This window comes from Oribacterium sp. FC2011, assembly GCF_000701645.1.
Taxonomy (GTDB): domain Bacteria; phylum Bacillota; class Clostridia; order Lachnospirales; family Lachnospiraceae; genus Oribacterium.
The window spans coordinates 153,175-174,867 of record NZ_JNJM01000009.1 but is presented as its reverse complement, the minus strand read 5'-3'; the positions used below and the strand labels follow the sequence as shown (position 1 = coordinate 174,867).

The 21,693-nt window shown below is 39.4% G+C and carries 21 protein-coding genes and 3 tRNA genes; 23 read left to right on the top strand and 1 reads right to left on the bottom strand.

The features are described from left to right. Positions 1–140: 140 nt before the first annotated feature. From T357_RS0109245 to T357_RS0109145, 21 genes are all read left to right on the top strand, one after another. Positions 141–213, top strand: a tRNA-Asn gene (locus T357_RS0109245). A gap of 28 nt (positions 214–241) precedes the next feature. Then, a tRNA-Cys gene (locus T357_RS0109240) sits at positions 242–312 on the top strand. A 5-nt stretch (positions 313–317) separates the two neighbouring features. Then, positions 318–389 (top strand) — tRNA-Glu (locus T357_RS0109235). Positions 390–1,058: 669 nt separating this feature from the next. After that, positions 1,059–2,045: a biotin--[acetyl-CoA-carboxylase] ligase gene (locus T357_RS0109230; protein WP_031551411.1), complete on the top strand. Its 987-nt coding sequence runs from the start codon at positions 1,059–1,061 to the stop codon at positions 2,043–2,045. 81 nt (positions 2,046–2,126) lie between these two features. Further along, positions 2,127–2,834, top strand: a complete 708-nt coding sequence (locus T357_RS0109225; protein WP_031551408.1) for a hypothetical protein — start codon at positions 2,127–2,129, stop codon at positions 2,832–2,834. Positions 2,835–3,006: 172 nt separating this feature from the next. Further along, positions 3,007–3,591 (top strand): nucleoside/nucleotide kinase family protein, encoded by a 585-nt coding sequence (locus T357_RS0109220; protein ID WP_031551407.1) that lies wholly within the window; start codon positions 3,007–3,009, stop codon positions 3,589–3,591. Then, positions 3,554–4,474 carry a DNA polymerase III subunit delta' C-terminal domain-containing protein gene (locus T357_RS0109215; protein WP_031551404.1) on the top strand — a complete coding sequence of 307 codons (921 nt, stop codon included), beginning with the start codon at positions 3,554–3,556 and terminating at the stop codon, positions 4,472–4,474. Before T357_RS0109220 ends, T357_RS0109215 begins: the two co-directional genes overlap by 38 nt. Before the next feature lie 128 nt (positions 4,475–4,602). Then, complete coding sequence (locus tag T357_RS0109210; protein WP_031551402.1) at positions 4,603–5,574, top strand: PSP1 domain-containing protein; 972 nt, start codon at positions 4,603–4,605, stop codon at positions 5,572–5,574. A gap of 2 nt (positions 5,575–5,576) precedes the next feature. Continuing rightward, on the top strand, positions 5,577–6,299 hold the full coding sequence (locus tag T357_RS0109205) for a tRNA1(Val) (adenine(37)-N6)-methyltransferase (protein WP_031551399.1): 723 nt from the start codon (positions 5,577–5,579) through the stop codon (positions 6,297–6,299). A 696-nt stretch (positions 6,300–6,995) separates the two neighbouring features. Continuing rightward, positions 6,996–7,418 (top strand): signal peptidase I, encoded by a 423-nt coding sequence (locus tag T357_RS0109200; RefSeq protein ID WP_049962363.1) that lies wholly within the window; start codon positions 6,996–6,998, stop codon positions 7,416–7,418. A 130-nt stretch (positions 7,419–7,548) separates the two neighbouring features. Further along, complete coding sequence (locus T357_RS0109195) at positions 7,549–8,220, top strand: TasA family protein (protein WP_031551393.1); 672 nt, start codon at positions 7,549–7,551, stop codon at positions 8,218–8,220. After that, positions 8,220–8,972, top strand: a complete 753-nt coding sequence (locus tag T357_RS0109190) for a hypothetical protein (RefSeq protein WP_031551390.1) — start codon at positions 8,220–8,222, stop codon at positions 8,970–8,972. Before T357_RS0109195 ends, T357_RS0109190 begins: the two co-directional genes overlap by 1 nt. A gap of 69 nt (positions 8,973–9,041) precedes the next feature. After that, complete coding sequence (locus T357_RS0109185; RefSeq protein WP_031551387.1) at positions 9,042–9,239, top strand: DUF951 domain-containing protein; 198 nt, start codon at positions 9,042–9,044, stop codon at positions 9,237–9,239. 124 nt (positions 9,240–9,363) lie between these two features. Next, a complete protein-coding gene (rpsF, locus tag T357_RS0109180; RefSeq protein ID WP_031551383.1) occupies positions 9,364–9,702 on the top strand; it encodes a 30S ribosomal protein S6 in 339 nt (112 codons plus the stop codon). A gap of 24 nt (positions 9,703–9,726) precedes the next feature. Then, complete coding sequence (locus T357_RS0109175; RefSeq protein ID WP_031551380.1) at positions 9,727–10,212, top strand: single-stranded DNA-binding protein; 486 nt, start codon at positions 9,727–9,729, stop codon at positions 10,210–10,212. A 42-nt stretch (positions 10,213–10,254) separates the two neighbouring features. Next, a complete protein-coding gene (rpsR, locus tag T357_RS0109170) occupies positions 10,255–10,521 on the top strand; it encodes a 30S ribosomal protein S18 (RefSeq protein ID WP_031551376.1) in 267 nt (88 codons plus the stop codon). 160 nt (positions 10,522–10,681) lie between these two features. Then, entirely contained in the window at positions 10,682–12,721 is a 2,040-nt protein-coding gene (locus T357_RS0109165; protein ID WP_031551374.1) for a DHH family phosphoesterase, read from the top strand. Further along, the gene (gene rplI, locus T357_RS0109160) at positions 12,721–13,167 is read left to right on the top strand and encodes a 50S ribosomal protein L9 (RefSeq protein WP_031551371.1); all 447 of its coding nucleotides are present in this window, start codon (positions 12,721–12,723) and stop codon (positions 13,165–13,167) included. The genes T357_RS0109165 and rplI overlap by 1 nt, the downstream gene beginning before the upstream one ends. Before the next feature lie 24 nt (positions 13,168–13,191). Next, positions 13,192–14,559: a replicative DNA helicase gene (gene dnaB / locus T357_RS0109155; protein ID WP_031551369.1), complete on the top strand. Its 1,368-nt coding sequence runs from the start codon at positions 13,192–13,194 to the stop codon at positions 14,557–14,559. 141 nt (positions 14,560–14,700) lie between these two features. Further along, positions 14,701–15,480 (top strand): adaptor protein MecA, encoded by a 780-nt coding sequence (locus T357_RS0109150; RefSeq protein ID WP_031551366.1) that lies wholly within the window; start codon positions 14,701–14,703, stop codon positions 15,478–15,480. A 27-nt stretch (positions 15,481–15,507) separates the two neighbouring features. After that, complete coding sequence (locus tag T357_RS0109145; RefSeq protein ID WP_029200774.1) at positions 15,508–15,726, top strand: DUF1858 domain-containing protein; 219 nt, start codon at positions 15,508–15,510, stop codon at positions 15,724–15,726. Positions 15,727–16,120: 394 nt separating this feature from the next. Here the strand turns inward: T357_RS0109145 and T357_RS0109140 are convergent, their stop codons facing one another. Then, positions 16,121–16,717, bottom strand: coding sequence for a TetR/AcrR family transcriptional regulator (locus T357_RS0109140; RefSeq protein ID WP_031551362.1), 597 nt, complete (start codon positions 16,715–16,717; stop codon positions 16,121–16,123). Between the two features lie 275 nt (positions 16,718–16,992). On the opposite strand from T357_RS0109140, the gene T357_RS0109135 reads away from it, so the two are divergent. Both T357_RS0109135 and T357_RS0109130 read left to right on the top strand, forming a co-directional pair. After that, positions 16,993–19,212 (top strand): efflux RND transporter permease subunit, encoded by a 2,220-nt coding sequence (locus T357_RS0109135; protein ID WP_044916613.1) that lies wholly within the window; start codon positions 16,993–16,995, stop codon positions 19,210–19,212. 6 nt (positions 19,213–19,218) lie between these two features. Then, positions 19,219–21,693, top strand: coding sequence for a hypothetical protein (locus tag T357_RS0109130; RefSeq protein WP_031551357.1), 2,475 nt, complete (start codon positions 19,219–19,221; stop codon positions 21,691–21,693).

Below are 21,693 nucleotides of genomic sequence, written 5' to 3'. Positions count from 1 at the left end.
GATAGGGCTAAGCTGTAAGTGCTGTAAAGCATTCAGGTGATAGTTACTAATAGGTCGAGGGCTTGTCCAAAATGGCTGGAAAGGTTTGATGTTGATATTCAAATTAATAGATGATATTATATAGAGCAGATATTTTGTTTGCCTTCATAGCTCAGTCGGTAGAGCACGCGGCTGTTAACCGCGGTGTCGTTGGTTCGAGTCCATCTGGAGGCGCGATAGCATGAATATGCTTTCTTTATAAGGCGAAATAGCCAAGTGGTAAGGCGTGGGTCTGCAACACCCTGATCACCGGTTCGAATCCGGTTTTCGCCTTTTTTGGCGCCATGGTCAAGTGGTTAAGACACCACCCTTTCACGGTGGTATCACGAGTTCGAATCTCGTTGGCGTCATACTTAAGTCTCAAGTTTTTCTTGAGGCTTTTTTTTTTTACATCTGAGTAGTCTTTTATTGCATTGATGCCAATTTGATGCCAAGTACTATCATTCAAATGAATTATTGCCTGGATACAGTCTCTGAATATAGTCTGAATTTAGAGTATATGAAAATATTGAAGTTCATAATATAATCATCTTGCGCTTGAATGAGCGATAATGAGTTAGAGCATTAGCTTTATACTTAAAACATAAAGATATTTCAATTACCGTTCAGAGTTTCTAATAATCTCTTTCAAAAGATTCCATAAATCGATTCACAATAACAAATATCTCATAATAATATGCAGGGATATGTTTATAACCTAAATCTATGTGAATTGAAATTCAGGATAAAGGAGATGAAAAATGTATCATAATATGGTGGATCTTATAATAGAAATTATGTAAAACTCAGAGAAATGTACTTTATGTGGATACAAAAATAATATAATCATCAAGTAAATATCATAAGAAAAGGATCCCGCAGCAAGGATCCTTTTTTATTGCCGTTATAACATTGGATTAAAATAATAAGAAAAACTTCTGTTATATGAAAAAAGCCTGAAAGGTGAGTCTGTTGTATATATTTTTAAATTTTGGTATTATTTACCCGTCAGAAAGGATTCTGCTTTCCGGGAGGTGGATATGACTGTAAAAAAGTCGTTGATAAGTTTATTGGAAGAATATAAGGGTAAATATATATCCGGGGAGAATCTTGCTGAAAAATTAAAATGTTCAAGAACAGCTGTTTGGAAAGCGATAAATCAATTGAAAGAAGATGGATATCAGATAGATTGCCTTAAAAATAAAGGATACAAATTATCTGAGGATTCAGATGTATTATCTGAAGAGTGTATTAATGGTTACCTTAAAACTGATAAATATCAGGTCGAAGTTTTTCAAGAAATAAGCAGTACCAACGATGTACTAAAGAGATATGCTGTTAATGATCATGCGGAACAAGGTACTACCATAGTATCTGATTATCAGACAGGTGGTAAGGGACGACTGGGAAGAAGCTTTTTTTCGCCAAAAGGAACCGGACTTTATTTAAGTTTATTGTTAAGGCCTAAAGGAACAGTAATTGATAATCTTATACTGACTGCACAGTCTGCAGTCGCTGTTTACAGAGCAGTAAAAAATGTAACAGGAATAGAGCTTTCAATCAAATGGGTAAATGATCTCTATTATAAGAATAAAAAAATCTGCGGTATACTATCAGAAGGACAAGCCAGTATGGAATCCGGAAGTATGGAATACATAGTGGTTGGAATAGGTGTTAATATTTATGAACCGGAAAATGGTTTTCCTGATGATATAAAGGAGAAAGCAGGTTCACTTCTTGGGAAAAAATCAGAAGGAGTCAGCATTGACAGAAACCGGTTAGCTGCTGAAATAATAAAGGAGTTTTACAATATCGCCAATGATAAAGAACTGGCCGGTGAATATATCGAGAAAAATATCGTCCCGGGTAAAGATATTCTTGTTATAGATGGTCAGAATATCAGAAAGGCGCGAGCGACAGGTATAAGAAAAGATGGAACTTTGGAAATAACTGAAGCAGATGGAAGTGTAAATACATTAGTATTTGGTGAGGTTTCGGTAAGACTGGATGAATCGGTTGTTCTATAATATGGGATGGCTCCTGCAAATACTATGGTTTACCAATATTCTGTCATTTTATTTTCATATGAATAATAGTTGAGGAAAGAAATGAGCAGCAATAAAAGAGTTACAAAAAGAAAGAAAAAACAGGAAGCGACTTTAGTTGGAGATTTGTTTAAGATATTATTTGCAGTTTCTATGTTGATAGTCGCAATATTGATAGCATTTTTTGTATTCAAGAATGTTGATGGTTTTTCCCTTCCGGATTTAAGAGTTACTTTATCTGAAACAGAATCTAATGAACCTATCACAGTAACTGTTGCGGATACAAAATCAGAAACTGTGACTGAGACAACAAGTGTGAGAGTTAAGGTTACAGAGACTCAGGCTGTGGAAACTACTGCTGATGAGGTGGAAGAATTAATTGAGTCAGTAGAGGCTTCAATCGAGGAAATAGAATCTAAAAATAAAGAAGAAATTAAAGAAGATGGTCCTGAAAAACCAGGCACCGAGAAGGAAGAAGATAATCCTGAAAAATCCGAAAACGAGAAGAAAGAAGAGATATCTGAATCAGAAAAAAAACCGGATTCATCAAAGCCTTCGAAAAAGGAAGAAAAGACTGAGACTATTGAAGACAGAGATTATGAAGAATCTGATTATACTGATGAGGCTGAAAAACCAAGAGTTATGCCTGAAAATACCGGAAATGGTGTTATAGGAGATGGTCCGGTAGCCGGAGACAATAATATTAATGAAAGTCCAATAGCAGTTATCGGTGATAATGTAGAGATAAGCAATAACGGACCGACGGCATAACATTGTAATAGTATCATGCTTCATTTATCGTGTTTGAAAATGAAGCTGTCAGGTATCAACGTATAAAACCAGGATCATAATTATATGTTAATCTGGATATTTTTTGGAGCCATTCAGATTAACACCTGTATGTCAGAAATAAACTGCGAAAAGAATGCATTTATGAGGTAAAATGATCTACTATTTATTTGGAAAATCAGCCAGTGGCAAAGATACAATATATAAACGTCTTAAGGAATTAAATCCCTCATGGAAAGAAGTTACGCCATATACCACAAGACCTATACGTGAGGGTGAATCTGAGGGAGTAGAGTATCATTTTGTAAATGATGCCAGGATAGAAGAATTCAGAAAAGCCGGTAAGATCATAGAAAAAAGAACCTATAATACTGTGTACGGACCCTGGACCTATGGAACCATGGATGACGGTCAGATTGATTTGGGATCCGGAAACGATTATTTAATGATAGGTGTTCTTCAAAGCTACATCAGCACCCGTGATTATTTTGGAAAAGAAAATGTGATGCCTATATATATTGAGGTTCCGGATGATATAAGGCTTGAGAGGGCAAAACAACGAGAGCTTCGTGAAGATCAACCAAAACTTGATGAAATGATGAGACGTTTTAATGCTGATAATGAGGATTTTTCCGAAGAAAAACTAAAAGAGGCAGATATTACCAGAAGATACGTGAATATAGTGCTGGAAGATTGTATAGATGAAATCATTAAGGATACCGGAAAACCAAATATATAATGCTTACCTGATAGAGGGTGAAGACATGGCAATGGTGAAAGCCGATGCCATTGCTTTTGCTGAAAAACTTCTGCTGACGGACCCGGCATTAGAAGATAACAATGATTCAGTACCGATTTTTAAGGATAGAAATTTTTCTTCACGAGAGGAATGGGAGAGCAGTGTAAAAAAAAGGGTTCAGAATAACGAGCATCCGGATCTTATAAAGATAATTCCTGACAGACCTGAGGATAATCCTACAATGATATCGGTAGGAAACATAAGGAATAATGTTAACGGCACAGTTGAAATAAGACCTTATGAGGCAAGTTATAAGATATATATCATCGAACATGCTGAAGGTATGAATCAACAGGCTCAGAATGCATTACTGAAGACATTGGAGGAACCTCCTCAATATGTGGTGATAATGCTTCTGGCCACAAACTCGGATGCATTTCTTGAAACTATTCTTTCCAGAGTTATAGAGATAAAAGCCGGAGAAAAGGATATCAAAGAGACTTTCGGAGAGATGATTAAGGAAGACTGGTCAAGGGATACAGCTCATTTTCTATCTGAGATCACTTTCAAAAACGGCAAAGAGATACTGGATTTTGTTGATAAGGTATGTAAGGAGTGGAAAGTACCCATGAACACATTCCTTCACTTTATTGAAATTTTTTTAAGGGATGTGTTATGCTATAAAAGCACGTCAAAAATTGAGCTTTTGTATGGACAGGAGATATCACAGGATATTATAAGAATGTCTCTTTCTATGAGCTATGAAAAAATTGGCATGGCTACAGATTTGGTAGAAAAAGCCATAAGAGATTTATCTATTAACGTTAACAGAGAGTTACTATTGGAAGATTTCTTGCTCAGTCTCAGACAGAAAAATGCTTAGATCCAATAAGATATGTGTATGAGTGTATTAAGCTCGAAAACTTTATTTTTAGATGAGCCTCAGATGTACAGCTGAAATTGAAAATAGATTAAGAAAGTAAGGAATATTGGAATATTCCGGGAGAATATATGACAGAAGTTATAGGAGTACGATTCAGAACAGCGGGGAAGGTTTATTATTTTGCCCCCGGAACAATAAAGTTTAACAGAGGCGATCACGCCATCGTCGAAACCGCGAGAGGTGTTGAGTATGGATTTGTGGTAATGGGGAACAGTGATGCTGAAGATGAAAAGATCATTCAGCCGTTAAAACCTGTTATCAGAAAAGCTGATAAAGAAGATGATCTGCACCACGAGGAAAATCGCGAAAAAGAAAAAGAAGCTTTTAAAGTTTGTCTGGAAAAGATCAGAAAACATAACCTTGATATGAAGCTTATTGATGTGGAATATACTTTTGACAGAGGTAAGGTACTTTTCTATTTCACCTCAGATGGCAGAGTGGATTTCAGGGCTTTGGTAAAGGATCTTGCCTCTATATTCAGAACACGAATCGAGCTTAGGCAGGTAGGCGTCAGGGATGAAACAAAAATACTCGGTGGATATGGTTCCTGCGGAAGACCCTTATGCTGCCATACATTCCTTTCTGATTTCGCTCCGGTTTCCATACGTATGGCAAAGGAGCAGGGTCTCAGCCTGAATCCAACAAATATTTCCGGTGTCTGTGGAAGACTCATGTGCTGCTTGAAAAATGAAGAAGAAGTATATGAATTTTTAAATTCCAGACTCCCTTTGATGGGAGATACGGTTACTACTCCCGATGGTCTGAAGGGTGAGGTTACGTCCGTATCCGTTCTTAACCAGAAGGTTAAGGTAATAGTAAATCTTGAAAAAGAGGATGAAAAGGAATTAAGGGAATACAAGGTTTCTGAGCTTAAGTTTAAGCCGCGCAGAAAAGGCGGCAACGGAAATGATAAAAAACCGGATACCAAAAACGGATCCGGTAAAGGGAACAGAAATGCCCAGAAAACAAAGGAAGATGAAGATATAGAGGCATTGGAGAAACTTGAGAAAAGTGATCCCAAATCAGGACTGGATGATTAATAATGGCTGAACGAATAGATGATCTTCAATGTAACGGTTATAAGATAATCCAGGATACCGATGGTTTTTGCTTTGGAATGGACGCTGTCCTTCTGGCAAATTATGCACTTCAATCGGTTAATGAGGACGCAAAGCTCCTTGATCTATGCAGCGGTACCGGTATAGTACCGCTTTTACTTGCAGCAAAAACAGGTTGTAAAGATATAACAGGTCTTGAACTGCAGAAGGATGTTGCGGATATGGCTGAAAGATCCGTGAAGCTGAATAAGCAGGAAGGACGCATGAAGATAATACAGGGTGATCTCAGGGAGATACGTAAGCTGGGGATGAATTCCAGTATGAATGTTGTAACCTGTAATCCTCCTTATATGAACGCAGGACTTCGGAATACCACAGACAGAAAGCTTATTTCAAGGCATGAAGTTATGTGCACGCTGGCTGATGTTTGTTCGGCAGCAGCATTGACCCTGAAGTCAAACGGCAGGTTCTACATGGTGCACAGACCTAACCGTCTGGTGGATATCTTTAATGAGCTAAGGAAGGTTCAGCTTGAACCTAAGAGGATGAGACTGGTATATCCCTATGAAAACAGTGAAGCCAATATGGTATTGCTGGAAGCTGTAAAGGGTGGAAAAACCCAATTGATTGTGGAAAAACCGCTTATCGTATATAAAGATAAAAATATTTATACAGATGAAATACTACGTATTTATGCGGTTTACTGACAAAAATGTAGTCTGAAAAAGAACTATGGTCGTTTTTTAGACAATTTTAAAAAAACATATAATGTGATAATCTTCAAGCATGAGAAGTATCAATAAACTTTTTGTTTTATTGAGTTTCTCGTGCTTTTTTCTTACGAGGTATTTGTAAGATCTCATATCTATATTGAGAAGAATGTATTTCAATATAGTCTTAATGTCTCTGAAACAGGAAATCTGATTCCTGACGATCGAACAGAGGCGGATAATCCCTAAAACAAAACTATAACAAGGCACAGGTTTAATTTACTTGTTCATCGGAAGATGGATGTTAACTGTAAAAATGATTCTACTTTGCAGATTATAAGCGCGAGTCTGTAGAAGGAAGTGTGTTAAATAAGTGACATAAGTAAGGAAGCTTTAGCGGCCCTGGGGTGCGGAATGATTTGATGTCGACTTCTGACACTCTCGTAATAGTGATGGTTTAAGCTTTAAGGGTTAAAGCGGTAATAAAGAAAGGAGATCGCTTAAAGCAGGATTATACAGATATCAATAGTAAGAAAAATAAAATGATCGATCTTGTGATTTCCGGATCGAAATCGTTCTTAATAATATTCACGGGTGTACGAAAACAGGAGTTAATATCCGGATAAAGGTACACCTGCATACAGGATCACGATTTATGGAATCTTCAGTAATAGATAAAAGGAGTTTAATCAAATGAATTCAGGAGTATTAAAAGTAAATATTTGCAGGATATTGTCTATATTGTCATCGGGCTTTTCAGTGTTCCTGATTTTAACGGCTCTATATGTTATTGTTTGCTCCTATCGTGAAACCGGTCAGGGTAAACCATTTTTTCTGTTCGGATGGAAACCGGTGGTCGTTTTATCAAATTCTATGGAGCCCACATTTACTTCAGGAAAGATAATATTGATCAAGGAGAAGGAAGGATCACCGGAGGTGAATGACATCGTTATGTTCAGGCAAAATAAATTCGGATTGAATGAATACGTTACTCACCGGATCGTTGGTAAAGACGAAGGTGGATATATAACAAAAGGCGATGCCAACAATTGTGAGGATCCGGGAAGGCTTCAGGAAAATGATATTTTTGGAACAGTGAAAATTATTCTGTTCTGATCCTGAAAATGCCGGTCATGAATAGTCCTTTCATTAGCTGACATAAAGCGGAAGGTTATTGATGAGGGCATAAAACAATGGATATCAGATTATAAATTTTTTTATCATTGTAAAGGAGTTAATTATTAATATGAAAAAGAAAAGAATTGCAGCAGCCGTCGGGATAATGGCAATAATCTCAGCAATAACAGGGACATATGCATATTTTACAGATTTGAAATCTGTTTCTGTTATGGCAACTGCGGCGAATTTAGGTATAACAGTTGATGCCACAAATTTTAATGAAGAACTGGTTTATAATATGCTTCCGGGGGACAGTAAAGAGTTAAGCTATACGATCAGCAATACCGGAGATGCAGATGTAATGGTATTTACGGAAATCACACTTATTTCTTCAGTACCTATGTCAGATACGGTTGAGTGGTTCATACAGGATCCTGACGGAAGCGTAAACGAAGAAGACAGAAGGGTTGATCCGGAATTTGTCGGAAAGAACTTTGTTGATGATGTAAGCATACAGGAACTTCAGGAGAATAACATAAAGTTTGTTTCTTTGACCAAAAAGAATACGGAGGCAAAATTTGTTGTTAATAACGGTGTTCTGGAAGCAAATTCAGATAAGACAAGTACAGTTGATTTAATGCTGATGCTCGGGTTAAATGCCGGAAACAAATTTATGGACAGTACCTGCCTGGTTACAGCTGATGTATATGGAATACAGACAAAAAATATAGATGATACACTCTCATGGGAGTTTATTAAAGAAACGGCATTGGTGAACGAAGAGAGTGAAGGATTGTAATGCTGAGACAGAGTATAAAAAGTACTCTATTGATCCTTACAATATTTCTCATGATGATATGTGGTACAGGCGCTGTATATGTTGATAAAAAGCAGGAGGAGATAAAAGTAAATTCTGCCAACATTGGATTAAAGGTATCGGAACCTGTTTTTTACAGCTTTCCTGAAGAAATCAGTAATGACAGTGAAATTGATTTTTCTGTAAATGTTGAAAATACAGGATCTGTACCTGTATATCTGTCAGAGAATATAACTTATGAGATAAACCACAGATTTGATTCTGCAAATATAATAATAGAAAAGGCCGTGAGTGAAACCGGATCAGAAACATTGGATTCCGATGATATGTTAGGAAGTAAGGAAACAACGGATATATTATACAGGATAAGATTTTCAGGCGTTCAGGAAATACCGGAAGGATCAATAAGTATAAATGGAAGTATTAAATATACGGCATCCACAAGTCCCGATGGAAGTTTCGGGTTTGTTACGGAGCCTGAAACGGTAAACATTAACATCGAAGATTTAAAACTGTATTCGGATAATTCTGAAGAATATGCCATGGTGAAAGATAATACAACAGATAATGATAAAGAAATACATGAATCTTTTGATGTGACAACTGAGAGTACAGCGGATAATTATGAAAAGACAGCTGAATCCATTGATATGGCAACTGAAAGTACACTGAACAGAATATCCGGGGAATATATAAGTACTGCCAGCGAGATAGAAGAAAATGGCATGGATTAATCAGCCATATAGATTTTCATACCTGTTTCGGTTATTATAGTTGAGAATCAAATAAAAAAGGGGAAAGCAATGGATAATCTTGAGAAAGGCGATATCATAACAGTAAAAAAACAGCATCCCTGCGGATCCTCAGAATGGGAGATCATGAGGACAGGGGCTGATGTTCGTATAAAATGTATAGGATGCGGACATATTTTGATGCTGCCAAGATCCAAAGTTAACTCCATGATTAAAAAATTAATAAAAGCAGAAACTAATAAGCAGTAAAACAAAAATTTAAATAAAATGCTTGCAAACTAAGAGCTTTTTTGTTACGATACATTACCGTATCTATAAAAATCCTTGTTTCTGCGTGATGCGGAAGCCAGAGACCAAAAGGAGGTAAAAGCAGATGAACAAATATGAGTTATGTGTTGTTCTGAGTGCGAAGCTCGAAGATGAGGAGAGAACAGCTGCTCTCGAAAAGATTAAGGGATATATCACCCGTTTCGGTGGCACTGTTGGAGAGAACATCCAGGAGTGGGGCAAGAAGAGACTTGCATATGAGATTCAGCATATGAAGGAAGGCTTCTACTATTTCATTCCATTTACAGGTGATTCTACAACTCCAAATGAGCTTGAGAGCCGTCTTCGCATTATGGAACCAGTTATCAGATATCTTGTTGTTAAGCCTGAAGCTGAGACAGAGGCTGTAGCTCCAGAAGCTGCTGCAGAAGAGAAAGCTGAGTAAGCAAGCGGAAAGCGAGAACAAAAAATGAACAAAGTTATCCTAATGGGTAGATTAACCAGAGATCCGGATGTGAGATATTCACAGGGTGAAAACTCTATGGCGATTGCGAGATATACATTAGCAGTTGATCGTCGCGTACGTAGAACCGATAGAGGTGCTCAGGACCAGCAGACAGCTGATTTTATCGGTTGTGTTGCTTTTGGTAAGTCTGCAGAGTTTGCAGAGAAGTATTTTCATCAGGGGACCAAGATCTGCATCGAAGGCCGTATTCAGACCGGTTCATATACAAACAAGGATGGTCAGAAGGTCTATACTACAGATATCGTTGTAGAGAATCAGGAATTTGCAGAGAGTAAGAATGCTTCATCAGGAAATGGTGGAAGCTTTTCAGGTGGAAGGAGTTTTGGCTCCGGAAACCAGATGTCTTCACAGCAGGACATGAGCTCGATCGGTGATGGTTTTATGAATATACCTGATGGGGTAGAGGACGAGGGACTCCCATTTAATTGATCGTAGGGAAACCCTTGTGGTATTATACAAGGAGGATTAACCATGGCATTTCAGAAGTCAGATAGAAGTGGCTCAAGACCCAGAAGAGCCGGCGGTTTCCGCAGCAGAAGAAAAGTATGTGTATTCTGCAGCGAGAAGTCAAAGCCTATTGATTATAAGGATGTAGCTACATTAAGAAAGTATATCTCTGAGAGAGGTAAGATTCTTCCAAGAAGAATTACCGGAACATGTGCAACACACCAGAGAGCTATCACACTTGCAGTTAAGAGAGCAAGACACGTAGCACTTCTTCCATATCAGGTTGACTAATCAGTAGTTATATACCGGTGCAGACCGGTTATACCTGATTTAAAAGAGCGATATAATAAGACCGTTGTGCAGGCATACGCCTGCATCGCGGTCTTATTTTCATATCAAAATGTTTATGATATAATACCTCCCAAAGCGTTAGCTTTTTTGGAGATATAAAATGAAGATGAAAAACCCACAGTTTGTAATAGAAAAATATTTCTCATGGCCATTTATACTGGCAATGATCCTTGTGGTCGCCAACATTATATTGGCTTTTCTTGAACCGCATGCAGCTTTGATACTTGCGCCTTTTCTCATGATTTATATTGCTCTTGCATTGTATATATACATTACCAGCAAGACAAGGCTTCATGCTGCATTACAGGCTTACGCCATGGGTGCAAGTGCGATTCATTCAGAACTGTTTAATGAAATGCCTACTCCTTATTGTATGGTTGATGAAAAGGGTTATGTCCTTTGGGGCAACAGGCGCTTTGAGGAAATAGTCGGAGATGACAAAGCTGCAGCAGGGAATATCATGCAGATGTTTCCTAATATTCATGAAGATATGTTTCTGGAAGATGATGTCACACTGGAATTACACTCGGACTATCAGGGCAGAAAGTATCTTGTGGATCTTATAAGAACCAAGGTTACTACAGAAGACGGCAGTATGCCTTCATTGTACAATCCGGAGATGAAGACTATTGCTGTATATCTCAGGGATGAGACTGAGGAAACACAGCTCAGGTTCGCTCTGGACAGAGAACATATCGTTATAGGACTTATATATATAGATAACTATGAAGAAGTCCTTGAACAGACAGAGGATGTTAAAAGGTCACTTCTTACCGCGCTTATCGACAGAAAGATAAACAGATATATTTCAACGGTTAGCGGACTCATAAGAAAGATAGAAAAGGATAAGTACTTTTTCATTATGAAAGAGCAGTTCTTATCCAAAATGCTGGATGACAGATTTTCTATTTTGGAGGAAGTTAAGCAGGTAAATATCGGAAATGAACTTGCCATAACCTTAAGTATAGGACTTGGGTATGGTGCCGAATCTTATGTTCAGAACTATGAGTTTGCCAGAACCTCAATGGATATGGCCCTTGGACGCGGAGGCGACCAGGCTGTGGTTAAGTCCAATGAAAACATTACCTATTTCGGTGGCAAGGCTCAGACACAGGAGAAAACCACCAGAGTAAAGGCCCGTGTGAAGGCCCAGGCATTCCAGGAGCTTTTGGAGTCCAGGGACAAGGTTATCATAATGGGACATGCAAACAGCGATGTTGACTGTCTGGGAGCATCTGTAGGTGTATACCGTATGGCCACTACCCTCGGTAAGAGAGCTTATATTGTGGAAAACACTATCACGTCAACAATCCTTCCTCTTAAGGAAAGATTTCTTCAAAGTGATGATTATCCTGAGGATATGTTTATCACAGGTCCCCAGGCTGTCCAGATGGTGGATAACAATACCGTTCTGGTGGTGGTCGACTGTAACAGACCATCCATTATTGATGAACCGGAGCTTCTGAAAGTATGCAAGACCATCGTAGTATTTGATCACCATCGTCAGGCCAGTGAATCTGTTCAGGGCGCAGTACTTAGTTATTGCGAGCCTTATGCTTCAAGTGCCTGTGAGATGATAGCAGAGATGATGCAGTACATAGGAGGCGGTATAAAGGTTAAAGGTCCAGAAGCTGATGCTATGTATGGTGGTATAGTTATCGATACTCAGGAATTTACCAATCAGACCGGTGTACGTACCTTCGAGGCAGCAGCTTACCTTAGAAGATGCGGTGCGGATATCACAAGAATACGTAAGGTTTTCAGAGAGAACTTTACAGACTATCAGGCCAAAGCTGCAGCTATTTCAAGTGCTGAAATCTATAGAAATTCCTATGCTTTCAGCACTATAGATTCAAAGGGTCTTGAAAGTCCGACTGTAGTATGCGCTCAAACTGCCAATGAACTCCTGAATATAAGAGGTATAAAGGCGAGCATTGTGCTTACGCTGTATAATGATATAATATATGTCTCTGCACGTTCCATAGACGAAATGAACGTTCAGGTTCTCATGGAAAAGCTTGGAGGAGGCGGTCACCGCACCATCGCCGGAGTGCAGTTCAAAGAGGGCACAGTATCTGAGGCCATAGCATCGATTAAAGACGCTATAGATCAGATGATAAAGGAAGGAGAAGTTTCATAATGAAAGTTATTTTATTAAAAGATGTAAAAGCGCTTGGTAAAAAGGGTGATATTGTTGAGGTATCTGAAGGCTACGGAAGAAACTTCATTATTCCGTCAAAAACGGGTGTAATTGCAGATAATAAAAATCTGAATACATTAAAGTTACAGAAACAGAATGAAGAGAAGATAGCTCAGGAGAAGCTTGAGGAGGCTCAGGCTCTGAAGGAGAAGATCGAACAGGTGAAGCTTACTTTAAAGGTTAAGTCCGGAAGTGACGGAAGAACCTTTGGGTCTGTTTCCACAAAGGAAGTTCAGGAGGCACTTAAGGCTCAGGCAGGAATTGAAGTTGACAAAAAGAAATTCTCTGTTGATGTTCCTATGAAGAATCTTGGTGGTTACGATGTAAATGTCAAACTTCACAAGGACGTGACAGCTGTACTTCATGTTTCGGTTATAAGCGCATAACCTAAGTCTTATAAGGAAGAAAAAATGGCAGAGAATAAAGATAATGTTCTGATGAGGGTCGTTCCTCACAGCCAGGAGGCAGAGCAGAGCGTAATAGGTGCAATGCTCAGAGATAAAGAGGCAGTTTCCACTGCTGCAGAGATTCTTATACCGGATGATTTTTATCAGAAACAGTATAGTTTGATGTTTGACGCGATGCGGGATCTGTACAATCATGATCAGCCGGTAGACATTGTAACATTATCAGAAAAATTAAAGACGAATAATGTCCCTGCTGAAGTTTATGATATTTCTGTTATAAGAGATATCGTTATGACAGTGCCCACCAGTGCCAATGTCAGATCCTACTGCAACATCGTAAAAGAGAAGTCCATCCTCAGGAGACTCATAAAGGTTAATGAAGAGATTGCCAATATGTGTTACGCCGGCGATGAAGAAGTTGATGATATTCTGGGACAGACTGAGCAGAAGATATTTAAACTTCTTGAGACCAGAAATACCGGAGACTCAGAGTCCATTGCATCGGTTGCATTGAAGGTGCTTGAAAACATACAGGCAGCAGCTAAAAACGGGGGACAGGTCACCGGCATTTCCACGGGGTTTTACGATCTTGATTATAAAACGGCCGGTCTTCAGAAGTCTGACCTCATACTTGTGGCAGCCAGACCTTCAATGGGAAAGACTGCATTCGTATTAAATATTCTGGATACGGTTGGAGTCCGTCAGCATAAACCCTGTATGATCTTTTCTCTCGAGATGTCAAGAGAGCAGTTGGTAAACCGTATGCTTTCCATGGAGTCTCTGGTAGATGCGGACAAGCTCAGAAAGGGATCACTGACTGATGGAGACTGGGGAGAGCTTATCAATGCTGTGGATAAGGTTTCTGATGCCAACATCATAATTGATGACACTCCGGGTATTACTGTTACCGAATTGCGTTCCAAGTGTCGAAAGGTAAAACTTGAGAAGGGTCTTGAACTGATAGTTATAGATTACCTTCAGCTTATGTCAGGATCAGGTAAAGGCGGTGACAGTCGTCAGCAGGAGATTTCTGAGATATCGAGATCCCTTAAAGCTATAGCGAGAGAGATGCAGTGTCCGGTTCTGGCATTGTCACAGTTATCACGTGCCTGCGAGCAAAGACCTGATCACAGACCGATGCTTTCTGATCTCAGAGAGTCAGGAGCCATAGAGCAGGATGCAGATATAGTAATGTTCCTTTACAGAGATGATTACTACAACAAGGATACAGAGCATCCAAATGAGGCGGAAGTCATCATAGCAAAGCAGAGAAACGGTCCTATAGGCACGGTAACTCTGTTATGGCAGCCTCAGTACACAAGATTTGTTAATCAGGATCATTCTGGCAGAGATAATGGTTATCAAGGATGATAAAATGCCGATATTATGAGTAGGTGGATATGTTTTCGAAAAGCAGACATTAATTAAACTTTTATAAATTCGTATCCACAGGTTTGATTTTTGATTAGCTGTAATATATTATCAGAAGATATTAAAAAAGGAGGAGCCATTATGAAGATAGAAAGAATAGATGACAACTCCATCAGGTGTACTTTAACCAGTTTAGATCTTAGTTCACGAAATATAAATCTGCGTGACATGACCTATGGTTCGGATGCTGCAAAGCGTCTGTTCACGGAAATGATGCAGAAAGCTCAGAATGAGGTGGGATTTTCGGCCGATAACGGCCCCTTGATGATAGAGGCGGTTCCTTTACAGGGCGGATCCATACAGCTTGTTATATCGAAGGTTGATGATCCGGAAGAGCTGGATACCCGTTTTTCAAAATTCTCTCAGGCAAGTTCATCTCAAAGCGGATGGATATCTCAGCTTGCAAGTGAGATTCTTGAGGGTGCTCAGGATCTTATAAAGGAAATCAAGGAAAGCGGACTTCACAGTCAGTCCGGCAGCAGAGGACAGGAACTCCTCGGTTCAGAAGAGCTTGCAACAGGGAAAACTTCCGGCAGTGAGTCTGATAAGTCTGAAGAACAGTCTTTGGATGCTGTAAAGATTTATGTTTTTAGTTCACTTGACAGAGTTATAAGGGCGGCTGAAGCCGTTTCGGATCTTTATACCGGTGAGAACACATTGTATAAAGATAACAAAGATGGCAAGTTCTATCTTGTTTTACATGCTGAAGAAAAAGAAATCGGAGCTATAAACAGGGCTTCCAATTTACTTAATGAGTTCGGCAGTAAACTTAAGGATAATGATCTTTATGAAGCATATTTCAGAGAGCATTATGATGTGATAATCGAATCTGATGCCATTCAGAAATTAAGAAACATTTGATAAAAAACGATAAGGAGATAAGTAATTATGGTAACAGTAACAAAGGATATGAAGATCGGAGAGCTTCTTCAGTTAAATGAAATGGTTGCACCATTCCTTATGCAGAATGGAATGGGCTGCATTTATTGCCCGTCATCAGCAGGTGAGTCACTCGAGGAGGCCTGCATGGTTCATGGACTGGACAGCGATATGCTCACAGCAGACCTTAATGATATTCTTCGTGAATATGAGGAAGCTCAGAAATAAAATGTTTATCTAAAGCGATTATGGATTTTTCAGGACCGGGAAATATTCCCGGTCTTTTTGTATTAAAACCGTTATGTGGGAGATGGGATTATATAAGTACAAGTGGAAATTTTTTTTGCTATTTTTAAATTTATACTTGACGGGTAGGAATTCCGATGATATATTATGTTCATCGGTTAGATGAGACTAACCGAGACGTACTCCACAGACACGTCCTCCTGACCATAAGCGTGTAACTGTGGAAATCTCCTGAAATAAATAGACTCAACAAAACTTAGTGTTCAGAGAAAAACCCCGGGCCGAAAGCCCGGGGTTTTCTCTGTTTATTTTTGATTAAACCTTCACGCGTCCGGTGACGGTTTTTATGGAATCAGGAAGTGTGTTATTTTTATTACTACATTTTAGTTTTCATTGATAAACCGCCGCTCAGTAATTCTCCGGTTATTGCAGCAAGTTCGTGAGGAGTTTCATTCATTCCGCTTGAAAACCAGTACTGAAGTAGACTTATACATCCTCCGGCAACAAACGAATAGTAACTGTCGAAATGATTAATTCCGCGGTCTTTCACTATAAATGACCAGTCGGTAAGGCATTTTTCGCGGACAAGTTCTTTTAAACGGTTTAAAAACTTGATATCACCGTTTTCTCCGATAAGTATGTGCACAAGTCCTGCATTCTCTTTGCAAAGACCATAAACTCCTTCAAAAATACAGGTTGGGTCCTTTGAAACTTCATCGGGATTAAGACGACCTATGGTTTCATGAAGTTCTGTCAATAAATCTTTTTCCGACTGTTCAAGCAGATCAAATACATCTTTATAGTGAAGATAAAAGGTGCCGCGGTTTACGTCCGCAAGTTCTGTGAGTTCTTTTACGGATATATCTTTTATGCGTTTGTCATGCATTAATTGTGAAAGAGCTGATTTTAATGCAGCCTGGGTTTTTCGTATCCGTCTGTCTACAGATACTGAATTAGTTGCCGGATTTGACATTGTATAACCTCTAAAACAATTATTAATCAACACAATATGCCGATTTGTTTAAAAACAAACTCTTATTCAAAAATTGACTATTGCCAATTAGTGAACTTGTTTCTAAAATAAAATTACCACATAAATCAACACGTGTCAATAAATAGAAATGTGTCAGATATTCAATATTGTGGTATGATATAAATGAGGTCGTTTCGATAAAGAGAGTCCTTAAACATTAGACGGACAACAGTGTAAACATTAATACTTTAGATTTAATAAACAGGGCAGTTAGTATGAGCTTTTTTGAAAAGAAAAAAAACAGTTCTGATAGCAATGATCAGATAAAGCCGCAGAATATATCCAAGAGTGCAAGACTGGCGGATTTCATAGTTGACCATAATAAAAAGATCAGAAACCTTATCATGGTACTGGTTGTTGTTTTTGCCTGCTGTTATCCTTTTGTGGCCGTCAATTACGATCTTACAAAGTATCTGCCGGATGCAGTTGAATCAAAGAGTGCCATTAATAAAATGAGGGATATCTTTGGCTATCCGGGCACCGGCAGACTTATGCTGAAGGATGTAACAATCTATGAGGCCAAGCAGTATAAAAATCAGATTGAAAAAGTGGATGGGGTTGATCAGGTAGTATGGTGCGATATGACTACCCAGATATATGGATCATCTGAATTTATCGATTACGATAAGATTGATGATTATTATAAAAACGGAAATGCCGTTATGGATATAACCTTTAAGGAAGGAGATACATCAAAACTCACTCATAAGGCAATAGATGAGATAGAGAGCATCGTAGGTGACAAGGGTTACCTTGTGGGAATGTCTCCTACCAACAAGTTCACAGAAGAGAGTGTTAAGTCTGCATTAGCTGAAATAATGGTCATTGTAGTTGTACTTATCTTCCTGATCCTGCTTCTGACAACCACTTCATGGTTTGAACCGGTACTGTTCCTTACGGTCATAGGGTGTGCCATAGCCATAAATAAAGGAACCAATATCTTTTTGGGAGAAATATCCTACATAACCAATAACATCTGTGACATATTACAGCTTGCCACATCTATGGACTACTCCGTATTTCTGCTCCATGCCTATGAGCGTGAAAGAGAGAAGGGAATGGATAAGGAATCGGCACTGAAGCTTGGACTGATGAGCACCATTACCACTATCCTTGCCTCATCCCTTACCACATTCTTTGGATTCATAGTGCTTATATTTATGAGATTCAGTATCGGATGGGACATGGGAATAGTAATGTCAAAGGGAATCATCTGTTCTCTTTTGATGGTTATCTTTCTTATGCCTTCATTGATCCTTAGCTGGTCAGATAAGATTGAAAAAATGAAGCATAAATCCTTCTTCCCTGACTTTCATAAATTCAGTGTTTTTGTAAATCGAGTAAGTCCGTTTGTTTTGATCGCTTCCCTTGCTATTGCGGGTCCCATATATTTTGCCCAGAGCATGAATGATTTCAAGTATGGTCCCGATGCAACAGGAGCGGGGCCGGGAACCTCAATGTATGAGCATTCCCAGGAAATAGACAATGAATTCGGACGTTCCAATCTTATAGTAGCTATTTTTCCCGATACAGACAGGATAAAAGAGAAGGAGCTGTGTGACGAGCTTGATGACCTTACGTATGTAAAAAAGGTAATGGGTATGGGTTCGTATCTTCCTGAAGGTACACCGGAGGATTTTCTTCCCGGTTCTGTGACTGATCTTTTTCATAAGGAGGGTTATGCAAGACTCCTTATCTATATAAAAACCAAGCCTGAATCTCCCACCGGATTTAAGTGTAGTGATGAAATATCGGGCATCATTAAAAAGTATTATCCGGAAGAAGCTTATATAACAGGAAATACACCTACCACAAAGGACATGGAAAATGTACTTGTGCCGGACTACAATCTGGTCAATACGCTTGCCATGATCAGTATATTCCTGGTTGTAGCTATATCATTTAAGTCGGTGGTACTGCCTTTTGTGGCAATGGTACCTATAATGATGGCGATTTACCTGAATATGTCATTCCCGTATTTTGCCGGGAATGAGCTTATATTTATTGCCTATGCGGTTGTGTCCTGTGTACAGCTCGGATCAACCATAGACTATGCAATTTCATCGACGGAGAACTATATTCAGTGCAGGGCAAAGGGCCTTGAAAAGAAGGAGGCTGCCATCAGGATGACAGAGTTAAGTTTTCCTTCGATTCTGACATCGGGTTTCATCCTTGTTGTATGTGGTTACGCCATAAGCATTATCTCTGCTATTCCGGCCATCGGACAGGTTGGACATCTGGTTGGAAGAGGAGCTATTTTTTCTGTTATCTTTGTTACAACTCTCATGCCTTTCCTTTTCAAGCTTTCCGACAGGCTTATAACAGGTACTTTTAAATCAAGACATGAAAGAAGAAAAGAAAAGATCAGGCAGTTCAGGCAGAGATTACATGAAAAAATTGCTGAAAGAAGAACTATTGACAGGGTGGAGGGGTGAAGATAAATGAGAAAACATTCCGCAAAAAAAATATTCAGGAGGGCCATAGCTCATACAGTACTTTTGAGCTGTTTGTCCACGAATATATTTTCAGCGACCATTACCGCCTTTGCAGCAGGTGCACATGCAGATGTGGATGAAACCATGTATGTGAATCTGGATTACTATGGTTCCGTAAATAAGGTTAATGTTGTAAAGGGGATAAACTTTAACGGTACGGAAAGTTATACCGACTTCGGAAAATATACAAATATCATAAATATGTCTGACGGTCAGAAGCCGGATTATAATAACGGTTCTGTCACCTGGAACAAATTCAATGCTGGAAAGTTTTACTTTGAAGGAACATTGGAACCGTCATCCGTGGAGGTGCCATGGACTTTTGATATAAGCTATAAGTTAAACGGTGTTGCAATGGATGCCGACAAGATGGGCGGGCAGTCCGGACTTGTGGAAATGGATATAGATGCATATCCAAACGATAAGGTTTCGGACTATATGAAGAACAACATGATGCTTATAGTTGCGGTGCCGGTTGATCTGCAGAAGTGTTATTCGGTGGATGCACCCGGGGCCCAGACTACTAATCTTGGACAGTACTCAGGAATAGTGTTTGCCGCCCTTCCCGGACAGGAGGGACATTTTGTCCTTCGTTTGGGAACCGAGAAATTTGAAACCGTTGGAGCCATTTTTATGATGAGCCCGGGAACCGTGGGAGATCTCTCAAAAATAAAGGATCTGAAGAAGATCAAGGATGATTTCAGGGATGACACCAACGCAATGCTTGATGATTTTGAGGACGTTCTGGACGGTGTTACCAATGTCCAGTCACAGCTTGATCTTACAAATCAAATGCTTGAAAACCTCCAGTCAGGTAAGGACAAGATACATAATAATGCTCAGGTTATATTCAATGGCAATGATGTGGCAATACAGGATCTTAGAGATCTGCAGAGCACATTGGAGCCTTTGAATGAGGATCTGAAGACCACACAGTGGATGGTCTATGACATTAACTCAAATCTTAATTACCTGGACAGTGACCTGATGGATGCAAGCTCAAAGCTTAAGACTCTTAATACAAGATTAAAGCAGCTTGGTAATTCTCTGAGTGGTACAAACCTTTCAAATCTTGACATTGATGAGCTTAAACCGAGTGCGAAGGATGCTATAGACAGCCTTGAGGATGTAGCCAGCGATATAAATAAGGCTACGAATAATGCCACAAATAAGACAAACAGAGACAAGATCAAAGCCAGCGCATCAGAGATAATAACTGATGCAGCTATTGATAATGCCCGTGATTACAGGGGCTACGATGAGGATTTGGATGAGAATGAAAGGAGCCTTATTTCTGCAGTTTCCGAGGAGCTTGGGGACAAGTTAAAGAGTATTGAGACTAAGGATCTTGTGGGGATACTGGCGGTTGCCAATGCAGATATATTAAGTTCCGATTCAGATGAAGTTAAGGCGAAGTACATCGCCTTTGTGAAGGCATACGGCAGTAAGCTTCAGACTGCTGAAGCTCCGCAGATTCTTCAGGCATCAGGACTTGATCCCCAAAAGGTTCAGGCCTATGCAGCTGTTATGACCGATGACGGTAACGCAGCTAAATACGGAAAGCGGGCTTCATATTATGCTAAGCACCTTGATACCCTCCTTTCCTTAAAAAACAGTGCCAAAAAACTGGCAAATGACACCGTTGCAACGGATCAGGAGATGAGCAGTCTTGCGGACAGTCTCTATGATCTTACCGATGCAATATCAAATCTTGAGACTGAAAATGGGAATTTGTTTGATTCCGAGGGTGCTGAGGAACTCATTGATTCCATAAACACCGTAATCTCAGATCTTGATGATATCCTTGATGATGGCGGTGCTGTGGCATTCCAGACAGCGAGAACGGTAAATACCGTAAGAACCACAATCGGAGATATAGACGGACTTATAGGTATCATGAATGCCTACTACGAAGACATTCAGAAAACCTTCGAAGATTCCGAGAATGTCATAGTTGAGATGGAGAAGACATCAGCAGACGCTGCTTCCGCACTCCAGAGAGTGAATGATACTCTCCGTTCTGCAGAGCCGGATTTCAGTAATGCTGCCGACGAGGGAATTGAGATAGGAAGACAGGCTGTTGAAAACACAGAGGATATTGTGGACAGCACAAAGCATCTGAAAAATACAGGCAGGAAGTTAAGGGATACCATAAACAACAAACTTGATGAAGAAGAAGCTGATAACAATTTCCTGAATATGGATCCCGATGCTCCCAAGGTTTCACTTACAAGCACGAAGAATCAGGAGCCAACCTCCATTTCCATTGTCTGCAGATCCGAAGAGATCTCTGCGGATGACAATGAGGCAAAGGTTCTTGACAGCGAAGTAAGTGAACCTGCCACAACATTTATGCAGAGGGTTATGGCTGTATTTAAAAAGCTGTGGGATGCCATCTGTTCTATATTTGGAATTAAGTGA